The organism is Paraburkholderia yinzeri, assembly GCF_046581065.1.
Taxonomy (GTDB): Bacteria; Pseudomonadota; Gammaproteobacteria; order Burkholderiales; family Burkholderiaceae; genus Paraburkholderia.
Window position 1 is genome coordinate 3,080,462 of the sequence record NZ_JBFOCJ010000001.1, and the last position, 14,678, is coordinate 3,095,139.

Genomic DNA, 14,678 nt, shown 5'->3' on the forward strand with positions numbered 1-14,678 from the left:
TAATGACCCCCTGGGGCCTCGCGCAACAAAATTTTCGAATTGCGAGATTGAATTTTATAATGTGGAAAATTGTTGCGGCGCACGCTGAATCGTTCGCGCCCTTGTGGCGATAACGGTCAGTTTGCGCCCGTTTATCGGCGATTTACTGCTTTTTTCGCGGCAATTCCGTGTCTTACGCTGCGCTACAATCCTTGCCATGTTGACCGAACGGCTTTTCGCACGCTCGGCGCGGCCGCCCGGTACGCCCGGCGACTCGTCGCCGTCCCGCTGGCACCACGGACCCTGGTGGTCCAATTCCTATTTGCTGACGCCGCTCCTGTCGATCCTCGTGTTCCTGATCGTCATGAGCCTGATCCTGTGGAGCCTGAACCGCCGCGAACAGCAGCAGCAGGAAGACACGCTCTACCGCAACGTGGCGTGGGCCCAGCAGCAGATCCGCCTGTCGATGACGGGCGCGCAAGAACAGTTGCAGGCGCTCGCGCGCGATCTCGCCGCCGGCCATACGGACCCGCAGTATTTCCAGACGTCCACCACGGACATCATGCAGGGGCATCCCGAGATCCTCTATCTCAACTGGTACACGAGCGAGCAGGAGCCGCGCTGGCCGGCTACGGCCATGCCCGTGTTCGGCCAGCGCCTCGCCAAGCCCAACGACGAGCAGATGGACGAAGCCGTCAAGGCCGCTTTCACCGAGGCGCGCGACACGCGCCGCCAGGTCTATTCGCCGCTCATTTATGACGATCTCGGCAACGGCTACATCACGCTGCAAACACCGGTATACCGCGATCGGGATTTTCTTGGCTCGATCGCGGCCGTGTTCTCGGTCGAAGGCATCCTGAAGCACGACATCCCGCCCGAACTCTCGGCCAAATACAAGATCTCGATCCTCGACGCGAACGACCGCGAGCTCGCCACCACCTCGACGCGCCCGCGCCTGCCGCGCGACGTCTACTACGACCTGCCGCTCGATCCGCCGGGCCAGGGCGTTTCGGTGCGCGTGTACTCGTATCCGCAGATGACCAACTTCACGAACAATACGCTCGTGTGGCTGGTCGCGGGGCTCTCGTGCTTCGTGCTGTGGAGCCTCTGGAGCCTTTGGAAGCACACGCGCCAGCGCTTCGAGGCGCAGCAGGCGCTCTACGCCGAAGCGTTCTTCCGCCGCGCGATGGAAAACTCGGTGCTGATCGGCATGCGCGTGCTCGACATGCACGGCCGCATCACCCACGTGAATCCCGCGTTCTGCCGCATGACCGGCTGGGACGAAAGCGACCTCGTCGGCAAGAATGCGCCGTTCCCGTACTGGCCCCGCGATGCCTACCCGGAAATGCAGCGCCAGCTCGACATGACGCTGCGCGGCAAGGCGCCCTCCTCGGGATTCGAGCTGCGCGTGCGCCGCAAGGATGCCTCGCAGTTCCATGCGCGCCTTTATGTTTCGCCGCTCATCGACAGCTCGGGCCGCCAGACGGGCTGGATGTCGTCGATGACCGACATCACGGAACCGAGGCGCGCGCGCGAAGAACTCGCCGCCGCGCACGAGCGCTTCACCACGGTGCTGGAAAGCCTCGACGCCGCGGTTTCCGTGCTCGCCGCCGACGAAGCCGAACTGCTGTTTGCGAACCGTTACTACCGGCACCTCTTCGGCATCCGCCCCGACGGCCACCTGGAGCTCGCGGGCGGCGGCGGCTTCGATTCCGCGAACGCCTCGTCCGATTCGATCGACATGGTCGACGCCTTCGCGGGTCTGCCGGCCACCGCGCTCACCGAGAGCACGGCGGACGCGCAGGAGGTCTACGTCGAAAGCATCCAGAAGTGGTTCGAGGTGCGCCGCCAGTACATCCAGTGGGTGGACGGCCACCTCGCGCAGATGCAGATCGCGACCGACATCACGACGCGCAAGCAGGCCCAGGAACTCGCCCGCCAGCAAGACGAGAAGCTGCAGTTCACGAGCCGCCTGATGACGATGGGCGAAATGGCCTCTTCGCTCGCGCACGAGCTGAACCAACCGCTCGCCGCGATCAACAACTATGCCTCGGGCACCGTGGCGCTCGTGAAGTCGGGGCGCGCCGCGCCCGACAACCTGCTGCCCGTGCTGGAAAAGACCGCGCAGCAGGCCGTGCGCGCGGGCATGATCATCAAGCGCATCCGCGAATTCGTGAAGCGCTCCGAACCGAAGCGCCAGGCCACGCGCGTGGCCGACATCGTCGCCGACGCCGTGGGCCTCGCCGAAATCGAGGCGCGCAAGCGCCGCATCCGCATCGTGACCGACATGCGCTCGCGCATGCCCGTGATCTACGTCGACCCGGTGCTGATCGAGCAGGTGCTCGTCAATCTGCTGAAGAATGCCGCCGAGGCCATGGCGGGCGCCCGTCCGAACCTCGCAGAGGCGGCCGTGGAGCCCGTGATCCGCGTGGTCGTGAAGCGCGAAGGCGGCAACGTCTGCATCAGCGTCGTGGACCAGGGGCCGGGCGTGGACGAAGCCACGGCCGAACGCCTCTTCGAACCGTTTTACAGCACCAAGTCCGACGGTATGGGCATGGGGCTGAACATTTGCCGTTCGATCATCGAATCGCACCGCGGACGCCTGTGGGTGGTCAACAACGTCGAAGTCGACGGCCACATCAGCGGCGCCACGTTCCATTGCAGTCTGCCGATCGGCGAAGCGGATACGCCGTCTCGCGACGGCTCCGACGAGCCGACTCCAACAACCGTTACGGGAGAGCCATGAACAGCCCAGTCACCACCCAGGAAACCGTCTTTGTCGTAGATGACGATGAGGCCGTACGAGACTCCCTGCGCTGGCTGCTCGAAGCGAACGGCTACCGCGTGCAGTGCTTCAACAGCGCGGAGGAGTTCCTCGAAGCGTACCAGCCGGCGCAAGCCGGACAGATCGCCTGCCTCATCCTGGACGTGCGGATGTCGGGCATGAGCGGGCTCGAACTGCAGGAGCGCCTGATCGCCGACAACACCGCGCTGCCGATCATCTTCGTGACGGGCCACGGCGACGTGCCGATGGCCGTCTCGACCATGAAGAAGGGCGCGATGGACTTCATCGAAAAGCCGTTCGACGAAGCCGAACTGCGCAAGCTCGTCGAGCGCATGCTCGACAAGGCGCGCAGCGAAAGCACCAACGTGCAGCAGCAGCGTGCCGCGGCCGAACGCCTCGGCAAGCTCACGGCGCGCGAGCATCAGGTGCTGGAGCGCATCATCGCGGGCCGCCTGAACAAGCAGATCGCCGACGATCTGGGCATCAGCATCAAGACCGTCGAAGCGCACCGCGCGAACATCATGGAGAAGTTGAACGTCAACACGGTCGCCGACCTGCTGCGTCTCGCGCTCTCCAACAAGCCGCAGCAAGCGCAACAGTAAGCGGTCGGGTCCTCCTGCGTCCCGCGCGCCGGCTGCCCCCGTGGGCATGGCCGACACGCGGGACGCAGCGCTTTTGCGCGGCGCCCCGTCCCGCCTCCCGCCGGCGGCATGCCCAGGCGCGCGAAGCGCTTGCTGCGCGACGGTATAATGTCGGCCTTCGCAACGGCCCGGCGGCCACACCGCCGCCCTCAGGCGCCCTTGCCGCCGCATTCCCACTCTCGAGCCCGACCGACCATGACAGCCACCCTCATTGACGGCAACGCCCTCTCCCGGCAATTGCGCACCGACGTCGCCACGCGCGCCGCCGCCCTCACCGCCCGCGGCCATCAGCCGGGCCTCGCCGTCGTGCTGGTCGGCGACAACCCCGCGAGCGAGGTCTACGTGCGCAACAAGATCAAGGCCTGCGAGGACAACGGCCTTCATTCGTCGTACGACCGCTATCCGGCCACGCTCTCCGAAGCGGACCTGCTCACGCGCATCGACGAATTGAACCGCGATCCGAAAATCCACGGCATTCTCGTGCAGTTGCCGCTGCCGAAGCATATCGACAGCCACAAGGTCATCGAAGCGATCGCGCCCGAGAAGGACGTGGACGGCTTTCACGTCGCCAACGCCGGTGCGCTGATGACGGGCCAGCCGCTGTTCCGCCCCTGCACGCCCTACGGCGTGATGAAGATGTTCGAGGCGTACAAGATTCCGCTTACGGGCGCGAATGCGGTGGTGATCGGCCGCTCGAACATCGTCGGCAAACCGATGGCGATGCTGCTGCTCGAACAGGGCGCCACCGTCACGATCTGCCACAGCAAGACGCGCGACCTCGCGGCGCACACGCGCGAGGCCGACATCGTCGTCGCAGCGGTAGGCAAGCGCAACATCCTCACCGCCGACATGGTGAAGCCCGGCGTCACGGTAATCGACGTGGGCATGAACCGCGACGACAACGGCAAGCTCTGCGGCGACGTCGACTTCGCGGGCCTGAAGGACGTGGCCGGCCACATCACGCCGGTGCCCGGCGGCGTCGGCCCGATGACCATCACCATGCTGCTAGTGAACACGATCGAGGCGGCGGAACGCGCCGCGGCGAACGAGGCATAAATTGCGCCAGACGCATTGAGCCCGTTTCAGGCGGCCCCTTGCGGGCCGCTTCGCTTTTGTGCCGGCGCATGCGCGGCGCGTCCCGCGATGCAGTAGCATCCGTTTCATATGGCGGGTGCCGCTTGTGCCACTTGTGCCGCCTGCGCCGCCGTTTCGTCAGCAAGCGCCGACATCTGATAATTTGCAGGCATCGGCCCGGTTGAGATGCGCGCACCGCGCCCCAATACTCAACGTGTCGGGGCATGCCCCCGAACTCCGTACACCCACGAACCGCGACAGACAGGAACAGGACGCACCATGGCTACTACTCCCTCCGACAATCCGCTGCTCGACTTCTCCGGCCTGCCGCGCTTCGGCGAGATTCGTCCCGAACACGTGACGCCCGCGCTCGACGTGCTGCTCGCAAACGCGAAAGCGGCCGTGGACCGTGCCGCCCAGCCCATGACGCCCGCCCAGTGGGACGACGTGGTCGAGCCGGTCGAGCGCGCCACCGAGCCGCTCGCGCGCGCCTGGGGCGTGGTCGGCCACTTGAACGCCGTGGCCGACACGCCCGAGCTGCGCGCCGTGTATGGCGAAAACCTGCCGCGCGTGACCGAGTTCTGGGCGAGCGTCGGCCAGAACCTCGCGCTCTACGAAAAGTACAAGGCGATCACCACGCACAACTCGTTCGAGTTGCTCTCGGGCGAACGCAAAAAGATTCTCGACAACGCGCTGCGCGACTTCCGCCTGTCGGGCGCCGAGCTGCCCGAAGACCAGAAGCCGCGCTTCGCCGAATTGCAGGAGCGCCAGGCCGCCCTTTCGAAGGCATTCTCCGACCATGTGCTCGACGCGACCAACGGCTACGCGTACTACGCCGCGAACGAAACAGAACTCGCCGGCCTGCCCGAAGACGTGATCGCCGCGGCCCACGAGGCGGCCGAGCGCGAGAACAAGGAAGGCTGGAAGTTCACGCTGCACTTCCCGTCGTACTTCCCGGTGCTGCAATACTCGGAAAACCGCGCGATGCGCGAGACGATGTACCGCGCGTACGTCACGCGCGCATCGGAACTGGGCCCCGTCTATGGCGGCGGCAAGGCCGAGTGGGACAACACCGAGATCATCGCCGGGCAGCTCAAGCTGCGCGCCGAGGAAGCTAAGATGCTCGGCTACGACAACTTCGCCGAAGTGTCGCTCACGCCGAAGATGGCCGAGTCGCCGCAACAGGTGATGAGCTTCCTCGAAGACCTCGCGACGCGGGCGCGCCCGCACGCCGAACAGGACTGGGACGAACTGCGCGAATTCGCCGCGAAGGAACTGGGCCTTGCGCAGCTCGAACCGTGGGACATGGCGTTCGCCTCCGAGCGCCTGCGCCAGCAGCGCTATGCGTTCTCCGAAAACGAAGTGAAGCAGTACTTCCCCGAAGACTTCGTGCTGCCGGGTCTCTTCAAGGTGACCGAAACGCTCTTCGGCGTTCGCATCCGCAAGGACAGCGCGCCCGTGTGGAATTCCGACGTGCGCTTCTTCCGCGTGGAGAACGCCGACGGCACGCTCGTCGCACAGTTCTATCTCGATCTCTACGCCCGCGAAGGCAAGCGCGGCGGCGCATGGATGGACGACGCGCGCTCGCGCCACAAGCTCGACGACAACCGCGTGCAAACGCCCGTCGCCTACCTCACCTGCAACTTCTCGGCGCCGGTGGGCGGCAAGCCCGCCTGCTTCACGCACGACGAAGTCATCACGCTCTTCCACGAGTTCGGCCACGGTCTGCACCACATGCTCACGCGCGTGGACGAACTCGCGGTGTCGGGCATCAATGGCGTCGAGTGGGACGCGGTCGAACTGCCCTCGCAGTTCATGGAGAACTTCTGCTGGGAGTGGGACGTGCTGCGCGACATGAGCTCGCAGGTCGATACCGCGAAGCCGCTGCCGCGCGAACTCTTCGACAAGATGCTCGCCGCGAAGAACTTCCAGAGCGGCCTCGGCACACTGCGCCAGATCGTGTTCTCGATGTTCGACATGGCGCTGCACGTGGACTTCGAAGCGTCGGCGGGCAAGAGCGTGAACGACCTCGCACGCGAAATCAACGAACGTTATCACGTGATTCCGCAGGCCCCGTTCTCGCGCTGGCCCGACACGTTCAGCCATATCTTCGCCGGCGGCTATGCGGCGGGCTACTACAGCTACAAGTGGGCCGAGGTGCTCTCCGCGGACGCCTACGCGGCCTTCGAGGAAGCAGCCCAGGCGGCGCAGTCGAGCGTGCTCGACGCGGACACCGGTACGCGCTATCGCAAGGAGATTCTGGAGGTGGGCGGCAGCCGCCCGGCGATGGAATCGTTCAAGGCGTTCCGCGGCCGCGAGCCGAGCATCGACGCCTTGCTGCGCCACAACGGCATGGAGCAGCCGCCCGCGCAGCATTGAGCGCGACCGCCGAGCGCTGACCGCATTGACGCGCGATGTGAAAGCCGCGCATGGGATCTTTCCCGTGCGCGGCTTTTTCTTGCCGTTCTTTCGTTCTTTCGCCGCGCTGGCTTACTGCCACCGTGCTAGCGGTGCAGCTTGAAATCGACGCTGTCGGGCCGCCCTTCGAGCGCCAGAGCCACACGCTGCGCCGGCTGCCGGCTCACCACCTTCCCCCGGCTCACCACCGCGAGCCGCGGCGCGCGCAAACGAATCGCCTCGATGGGATCGCTCGCGTCGAGCACGACGCAGTTCGCCTCGCAGCCCGGCGCGAGCCCATAACCTTCGAGGCCGAGAATCTTCGCCGGATTCACCGTCACGGCATCGAAGCACGCGCGCGAGGCCGCCACGCCCGTCATCTGCGCGACGTGCAGCCCCATGTGCGCCACTTCGAGCATGTCGCCGGACCCGAAGCTGTACCACGGGTCCATCACGCAATCGTGGCCGAACGCAACGTCGATGCCGGCCGCCATCAGCTCGGGCACGCGTGTCATGCCGCGCCGCTTCGGATAGGTGTCCGAACGACCTTGCAGCGTGATGTTGATGAGCGGATTCGCGATCGCGGCCACGCCCGCCTCGCGCATCAGCGGCAGCAGCTTGCTCACGTAGTAGTTGTCCATCGAATGCATGGAGGTGAGATGCGAGCCCGCCACGCGGCCATGCAAGCCCAGCCGATGCGCTTCGGCCGCCAGGGTCTCGATGTGGCGCGAGAGCGGATCGTCGGACTCGTCGCAGTGCATGTCCACGCGCAAGCCCTTCTCTGCCGCGAACTCGCACAGCAGCCGCACCGACTCGGCGCCATCGGCCATCGTGCGCTCGAAGTGCGGAATGCCGCCCACCACGTCCACGCCCATTGCAATCGCGCGCTTGAGATTCTCGAAGGCGCCGGGGCTGCGCAACAACCCGTCCTGTGGAAACGCCACCAGTTGCAGATCGAGATACGGCGCGACGCGGCGCTTCACTTCGAGCAATGCCTCGACTGCCAGCAGCCGCTCGTCGCAGACGTCGACGTGACTGCGGATGGCGAGCAACCCGCGCGCCACGGCCCAGTCGCAGTACTGCAAAGCGCGCTCGACCAGCGCCTCCTGCGTGAGACGAGGCTTGAGCTCGCCCCACAGCGCGATGCCCTCGAGCAGCGTGCCCGACGCGTTCACGCGAGGCAGGCCGTACGAGAGCGTCGCGTCCATGTGAAAGTGCGCGTCGACGAATGGCGCCGTGACGAGCGAGCCGGCCGCGTCGATCTCCTCGCGCGCGCTGGCGGCAAGCTGCGGCTCGACGGCGGCGATGCGGCCCGCCTCGATGCCGATGTCAACCGCGGCATGGCCGGCGGGATGCCCATGCGCGAGCACGGCGTGGCGGATGATCAAGTCCATGAGCGGCTCCTCCTCGTTGCGCCGATTCTATCGGCGCCAGAAAAGCCGCGCCAGCCCGACGCCGCCGGCACGACAGCATGCGCCGCTCAGGCGCCGGGCACGCGGTCGTCGTCTTCGGGATCCTGGTCGAAGAGCGGGAACTGGCCGCGCAACGCGGGGTTGTCCTCTTCGAGCCGTACGCCCACGCCGAGAAGCCGCACGCCCAGCTTGCGCCGCGCGAGCCCTTTTTCGAGCAGCACGAGAAAGGTCGGCAGATCGGTCGCATCGCGCACGCACTCGACGGTCGTGCGCTGAAAGTTCGCGAAGCGGATCTTCACGTAGAGCTTGCGCACCGCGTGCGCGCAGCCCGCGCGCTCGATGCGGGCATCGAGCTGCGCCGCGAGCGGCTTGAGCTCTTCGCCGCAGGCTTCGAGCGTGAGCAGATCGTTCACGTAAGTCGTTTCGACGCTCACCGACTTGCGCTCCTGGTCCGAACAGACGGGCCGCTCGTCGAGACCGCGCGACAGTTCATAGAGCCGCTTGCCGAACACGCCGAACTGCCGATGCAGATCGATCAGCGACCACCCGCGCAACTGCCCGCAGGTCGTCAGCCCGAACTTCTCCAGCTTTGCGGCCGTGACCTTGCCCACGCCGTGAATCTTGCGCACCGGCAGCCCGGCAACGAACGCATCGACCTCCTCCGGGCGCACGACGAAGAGGCCATCGGGCTTGTTCCAGTCCGAAGCGATTTTCGCGATGAACTTGTTCGGCGCGACACCCGCCGAGACCGTCACCCCCACCGTGGCATGCACGCGTTCGCGAATCTCCTTCGCGATCAGCGTGGCGCTGCCCTTGCAGCGCGTCGACTGCGTGACGTCGAGATAGGCTTCGTCGAGCGAAAGCGGCTCGACGTCGGGCGTGTAGTCGCGATAGATCGCCATGATCTGCCGCGACGCGACGCGGTACTTCTCCATCGCCGAGGGCAGGATCAGCAGCTCCGGACACTTGCGCATGGCGAGCGCCGACGACATCGCCGAATGAATGCCGAAGCGCCGGGCCTCGTAGTTGCAGGTGGCAATGACGCCGCGCTGGTCGGGCCGCCCGCCGACGGCGAGCGGACGCCCGCGCAACGACGGATCGTCGCGCATTTCGACCGATGCGTAGAAGCAGTCGCAATCGCAATGGATGATCTTGCGCATGGCGCTGCTTGCGGCCGGCTGCGGCGGGGCGAAGGATGGCGCGTTCAAGGTATCGATACTGTACAAAAACACAGTGCCATTTTCAAGACGACTGTCTTCGATCCGTCCCCTGGCTGTACCGCCGCGGTGAGGCACTATCGTACCTGTACGCGGGCAAGCGGCAGCCTATACTCGTCCACTCGAACCCTGCGGACAGAACCATGACGATGAAGACGATAGGCGTGATAGGCGGCATGAGCTGGGAATCGTCCGCCGAGTATTACCGGCTGCTGAACCGTAACGCCAAGGCACGCCTGGGTGGCCATCACAACGCACGCAGCCTCATGGTGACGGTGGACTTCGCGGGCATCGAGGCGCTGCAGCGCGCGGGCGACTGGAGTGCGCTGGGCGCGCAGATGGCCGAAGCCGCCATGCAACTCGAACGCGGCGGCGCGGGGATCGTCCTGCTCGCGACGAATACGATGCATCGCGTATGTGCAGCGATCGAGGCGGCCATTGCGGTGCCCTTCCTGCACATTGCCGACCCAACCGGCGCCGCGTTAAAAGCGGCTGGCGTCACGCGCGCCGGGCTGCTCGGCACGCGCTATACGATGGAACTGGATTTCTACGTGGGAAGGCTACGCGAGCGGCACGGTATCGAAGCCGTCGTTCCCGGCGAGCAGGATCGCGAAGACGTGCATCGCATCATCTATGCTGAGCTTTGTCACGGTATCGTGAAAGACGAGTCGCGACGCGTTTATCAGCGTGTGATCGAAGATCTCAAGACACGCGGCGCGCAGGCGGTCATTCTAGGCTGCACGGAAATCACGCTCTTGATCGGCGCGGACGATTCGGCGCTGCCGGTGTTCGATACTACCGCGCTGCATGCGCAGGCGGCCGTGGATTGGGCGATTGAAGACTGAAAGACTGAATCGGACCGAGGCGGAATTTAGCGCAAACGCGTGTCGCCCCTGAGCGCGGACCATAGATGGCCAGACGTAGTAGCGAAGATGACAAGCGCGAATACGAGCAACACTACGGATCCAACGACCGAGAGGCCGTCAACGTGTTGCGATGCGTGGTCGTATACAAACTCGCGGGAAGCGTGACTAAGAATGATTGGGCGCATGAGTCGCTCGCGCAAAAGGCAGTGGCACAGACAGCCAGATTAGGCTGATGCGTTTGCCGACAGAATCATACGAGTCTGAAAACCGGCGAGTCGGTTATTTGATTCGGATCCCTAATCACAATCGATCGTGTCTCTGTGTGACTGGGGCAGGATCAGCGGACAACAAAAAACCCGCTCGCGGCGGGTTTCAGTTCTGACACAAGTTCGCAAAACCTGCGAGATTGCCCCAATGCCCTTTCAGGCCTGCTCTGGTGAGGCACAAAACGCCTCTTGAGCTGTTTGGTTGCGGGGGTAGGATTTGAACCTACGACCTTCGGGTTATGAGCCCGACGAGCTGCCAGACTGCTCCACCCCGCGTCCGTCAGAGAAAAGAATTATAGGGCCTCGCCGTCGCTTCGTCAAACGTTTTTCTCGTTCCCAGCCGAACGGAGAATCGGACACCAACGTCGCGCACAAGACAGAGCACGCCGAAGCGAAGCAACAACCCCTTACCACAATCACAATTAATCTGGACTCCCTATCAACCCGTTCAGTCACTACACATCGAGCAACGGCCGCACATCCTCGGCCCATTCGAGCCACATCTCCTGCGTCTGTATCCCCGCCTTAAGAATCGCGTATTGCACCTGCTGCGCACGCGTGAGTGACGGCGCGCCGAAGTCGCGCCGCTCGATCTCCCGATACAGGCCGAGCCGCGCCTGATTGTCGTCGATCATCCGCAACAGTTCCTCACCCAGACCTAACGGCCCAATCACCGCGTCGGCGCGCAGCTTCAGCAGAAACACATTCCGGTCATCCGGCCCGAGCGGCGTCTGGCGCACCCAGCGGATCACTTCTTCGCGCCCCACCGGCAGCACGCAATAAACCTTCCGGCGCGTCGCGGCCGGCGCCTCGTTCTCGATCACGGCAACCCACCCCGCCTCGACCATGCGGCCGAGTTCGCGATAAATCTGCTGATGGGTGGCCTGCCAGAAATAGGCGATCGCGCGGTCGAAGCGCCGCGCGAGGTCATAGCCGCTGGACGGCTTCTCCAGCAGCGCGATCAGGATGGCGTGGGGGGTCGACATGCGGCGATTCTAAACCACCACCCCGGCCACGCCGACCCTTAATCCTTTCGAGCGAGCGCACTATGCAACCAGTTGCATAGTGCGCTCCGCTTTGCTATGTTTAAGCCTGTCGAGCCGTGGCACGCGCGTCGCGCTGCGGCGTCGGTGCCATTGAGACGCAACGAAGACCGCGACGGCGACCGCCTCGAATCCGGGCGGTTCCGTCCCCATCAGGAGATCTGGATGTCCCTCCCCGCCGTGCTGCGCCGCGGCCTGTCGATTCCGGTCGTAGGCTCCCCGCTTTTCATCATTTCGAACCCCGATCTCGTCATCGCGCAGTGCAAGGCGGGCGTCGTCGGCTCCTTCCCCGCGCTCAACGCCCGGCCCGAGCACGTGCTCGGCGAGTGGCTCGACCGCATCACGACCGAGCTCGCCGAACACAACGCGAAGCACCCGGACAATCCGGCCGCGCCGTTTGCCGTGAACCAGATCGTCCACAAGTCGAATGACCGTCTCGAGCACGATCTCGGCGTCTGCGCGCAGTACAAAGTGCCGATCGTCATCACGTCGCTCGGCGCACGCGAGGAAGTAAACCGCGCGGTGCACGCGTGGGGCGGCATCGTGCTGCACGACATCATCAACAATACGTTCGCGAAGAAGGCGATCGAGAAAGGCGCCGACGGCCTGATCGCCGTCGCCGCGGGCGCGGGCGGCCACGCCGGCACGCTCTCGCCGTTCGCGCTGATCCACGAGATCCGCGAATGGTTCGACGGTCCGCTGCTGCTTTCGGGCGCGATCGGCAACGGCAATGCGATTCTCGCGGCACAGGCTGCGGGCGCCGATCTCGCCTATGTTGGCTCGGCGTTCATCGCAACGAACGAGGCCAACGCAGTCGACGCATACAAGCAGATGATCGTCGACGGCAATGCGGGCGACATCGTCTACTCGAATCTCTTCACCGGCGTGCACGGCAACTACCTGCGCCAGAGTATCGTGGCGAGCGGCCTCGATCCGGATGCGCTGCCCGAATCGGATCCGTCGGCGATGAATTTCGGCTCTACGCGCGTGAAGCCGTGGAAGGACATCTGGGGCTCGGGCCAAGGTATCGGCGCAGTCAAGAGCATCCTGCCCGCCGCCGATCTGATCGCGCGCCTGAAGCGCGAATACGAGGCCGCGCGCGCGCGTCTCGGCGTTGCGGCCGAAACGACCGGCGCAGCGGAAGCGGCCGAAGCCTGAGCCGCTCGCCATCGCGGGCTATCTGCGCGACACGAGGCAAGCGTGGACCACACCCCACTGCCCGTGCCTGCGAAGCCGGCGCACCTCCTCGGCGCACCGGCTTCGCATTCACCCCTTCAGCGCCTTGACGCGCGCGATCTCATCCTCCACGTCGCGCAACTGGTCCTTGCCGAAGAACATTTCGTCGCCGACAAAAAACGTCGGCGAACCGAACGCCCCGCGATCGAACGCGGCCTGCGTATTCGCGAGCAAAGCGCCCTTCACTTCAGGATCGCCGATAGCGGCTTCGAATGCCGCGCTGTCGAAGCCGTCGGCTTCGAGCGTCGCGCGCAACACCGCCGGGTCGTCCATCTTGAGACCGTCTTCCCACATGTGCGCAAACACGCGGTCGACGTAACGCTCGAACGTCCCGTTGCGCTGCGCCGCAATCGCGCCACGCATGAGTTGCAGCGTATTCACAGGGAAATGCGGGTTGTGGCGATACGCGGTGAGTCCGTGCCGCGCGATGAAGCGCCGCATTTCCACCACCATGTACTTCTGTTTGTTCGCGATGCCCGCAAACGCTTCCGCCGGGGAGCGATTGCCGCTCAGCTTGAAGAGGCCACCCAGCAGGACCGGCACATAGTCGAAACGCACACCCTGGCGCCGCTCGATTTCGCCGATCACCTTGTGGCTCAGGTAAGCATTAGGACTGCCAAAGTCGAACAGAAATTCCACCTTCACGTCGCTCATCGTGTCTCCTCCTTGATTCCTCCGTGGCAGCGCGAGCGGCGCCGCCGGCTCACCCGACCCGCCGTCTTCCTGGCGAGCCATCTTCCGCAATGCAGGTCAATATACTGATAGTCGGTTTGCCCGGCAACCGATGACTCCCTCTGCCGAGCCAGAATATCTTGGGCTCACCCGCAGCACCGCATGAGATTGAACCGGCAGGCAGTTTTTCATTCCGCAATGCAGTTCATACCGTGACAGGAGACAACCCGGCCATGACCTCAAAAAAAGCAGTGCTCGTGATCGGCGCAGGCGACGCCACCGGCGGCGCGATCGCACGCCGTTTTGCGCGTGAAGGCTACGTCGCCTGCGTGACGCGCCGTCACGCCGACAAGCTCGCGCCACTCGTCGCCCAGATCGAGGCCGAAGGCGGCGTGGCCCACGCGTTCGGCTCGGACGCGCGCAAGGAAGAAGACGTGATCGCACTCTTCGAAGAGATCGAGACGAAGATCGCGCCCATCGAGGCGGCGGTATTCAACATCGGCGCGAACGTGCGCTTCACGGTTACCGAAACCACGGCGCGCGTCTATCACAAGGTCTGGGAAATGGCCTGCTTCGCGGGCTTCCTGATGGGCCGCGAGGCGGCCAAGGTCATGCTGCCGCGCGGCCACGGCTCGATCTTCTTCACCGGCGCGACTGCGAGCCTGCGCGGACGCGCGGGCTACAGCGCGTTCGCGGGCGCCAAGCATGCGCTGCGCGCGCTTGCGCAGTCGATGGCGCGCGAGCTCGGGCCGCAGGGCATCCACGTCGCGCAGCTCATCGTCGACGGCGCAATCGACACGGAGTTCATCCGCGAAAACTTTCCCGAGCGCTACAAGCTCAAGGAACGCGACGGCATCCTGAATCCCGACCATATCGCCGACGCCTACTGGATGCTGCACCAGCAGCCCCGGGACGCATGGACGCACGAGCTCGACCTGCGGCCGTGGATCGAGGAATGGTGAGGCGGCTCCCTCCGGCCGGCGGAAGCGGGTCATAATGACGCGTCGCGCGCCCGCCTGTGCGGCGCGCATCCTGATTCATCGCCGTAGCAGACCGAGCCTCCCATGAAAATCGCCACCTGGGATGTTCA

General features: G+C 64.9%; 11 protein-coding genes and 1 tRNA gene. 7 read left to right on the forward strand and 5 right to left on the reverse strand.

What is annotated here, in order from left to right; translation table 11 throughout:
* Positions 1-196: 196 nt before the first annotated feature.
* The 4 genes from fixL to WJ542_RS14735 all read left to right on the forward strand — a co-directional run bounded on the left by fixL (position 197) and on the right by WJ542_RS14735 (position 6,858).
* Positions 197-2,725 carry an oxygen sensor histidine kinase FixL gene (gene fixL, locus WJ542_RS14720; RefSeq protein ID WP_411189949.1) on the forward strand — a complete coding sequence of 843 codons (2,529 nt, stop codon included), beginning with the start codon at positions 197-199 and terminating at the stop codon, positions 2,723-2,725.
* A complete protein-coding gene (gene fixJ, locus WJ542_RS14725; protein ID WP_027793486.1) occupies positions 2,722-3,366 on the forward strand; it encodes an oxygen response regulator transcription factor FixJ in 645 nt (214 codons plus the stop codon). The genes fixL and fixJ overlap by 4 nt, the downstream gene beginning before the upstream one ends.
* A 234-nt stretch (positions 3,367-3,600) precedes the next feature.
* Positions 3,601-4,461: a bifunctional methylenetetrahydrofolate dehydrogenase/methenyltetrahydrofolate cyclohydrolase FolD gene (gene folD, locus WJ542_RS14730; protein WP_411189950.1), complete on the forward strand. Its 861-nt coding sequence runs from the start codon at positions 3,601-3,603 to the stop codon at positions 4,459-4,461.
* A gap of 297 nt (positions 4,462-4,758) precedes the next feature.
* Positions 4,759-6,858, forward strand: coding sequence for a M3 family metallopeptidase (locus WJ542_RS14735; protein ID WP_411189951.1), 2,100 nt, complete (start codon positions 4,759-4,761; stop codon positions 6,856-6,858).
* 125 nt (positions 6,859-6,983) lie between these two features.
* Here WJ542_RS14735 and WJ542_RS14740 read toward each other — a convergent pair whose 3' ends face one another.
* Positions 6,984-8,270, reverse strand: a complete 1,287-nt coding sequence (locus WJ542_RS14740; protein ID WP_411189952.1) for an amidohydrolase family protein — start codon at positions 8,268-8,270, stop codon at positions 6,984-6,986.
* Between the two features lie 86 nt (positions 8,271-8,356).
* Entirely contained in the window at positions 8,357-9,520 is a 1,164-nt protein-coding gene (gene dinB, locus WJ542_RS14745) for a DNA polymerase IV (RefSeq protein ID WP_411189953.1), read from the reverse strand.
* 134 nt (positions 9,521-9,654) lie between these two features.
* On the opposite strand from dinB, the gene WJ542_RS14750 reads away from it, so the two are divergent.
* The gene (locus WJ542_RS14750) at positions 9,655-10,350 is read left to right on the forward strand and encodes an aspartate/glutamate racemase family protein (RefSeq protein ID WP_411190574.1); all 696 of its coding nucleotides are present in this window, start codon (positions 9,655-9,657) and stop codon (positions 10,348-10,350) included.
* Positions 10,351-10,836: 486 nt separating this feature from the next.
* Here the strand turns inward: WJ542_RS14750 and WJ542_RS14755 are convergent.
* Together WJ542_RS14755 and WJ542_RS14760 are read right to left on the reverse strand one after the other, a co-directional pair.
* A tRNA-Met gene (locus tag WJ542_RS14755) sits at positions 10,837-10,913 on the reverse strand.
* 179 nt (positions 10,914-11,092) lie between these two features.
* Complete coding sequence (locus WJ542_RS14760) at positions 11,093-11,623, reverse strand: PadR family transcriptional regulator (RefSeq protein WP_411189954.1); 531 nt, start codon at positions 11,621-11,623, stop codon at positions 11,093-11,095.
* 222 nt (positions 11,624-11,845) lie between these two features.
* On the opposite strand from WJ542_RS14760, the gene WJ542_RS14765 reads away from it, so the two are divergent.
* Complete coding sequence (locus WJ542_RS14765) at positions 11,846-12,838, forward strand: NAD(P)H-dependent flavin oxidoreductase (protein ID WP_411189955.1); 993 nt, start codon at positions 11,846-11,848, stop codon at positions 12,836-12,838.
* Between the two features lie 108 nt (positions 12,839-12,946).
* Here WJ542_RS14765 and WJ542_RS14770 read toward each other — a convergent pair whose 3' ends face one another.
* On the reverse strand, positions 12,947-13,570 hold the full coding sequence (locus tag WJ542_RS14770) for a 2-hydroxychromene-2-carboxylate isomerase (RefSeq protein ID WP_411189956.1): 624 nt from the start codon (positions 13,568-13,570) through the stop codon (positions 12,947-12,949).
* A 251-nt stretch (positions 13,571-13,821) separates the two neighbouring features.
* Between WJ542_RS14770 and WJ542_RS14775 the strand changes: the two genes are divergently transcribed.
* Positions 13,822-14,550 carry an SDR family oxidoreductase gene (locus WJ542_RS14775; RefSeq protein ID WP_411189957.1) on the forward strand — a complete coding sequence of 243 codons (729 nt, stop codon included), beginning with the start codon at positions 13,822-13,824 and terminating at the stop codon, positions 14,548-14,550.
* Positions 14,551-14,678 lie beyond the last annotated feature (128 nt).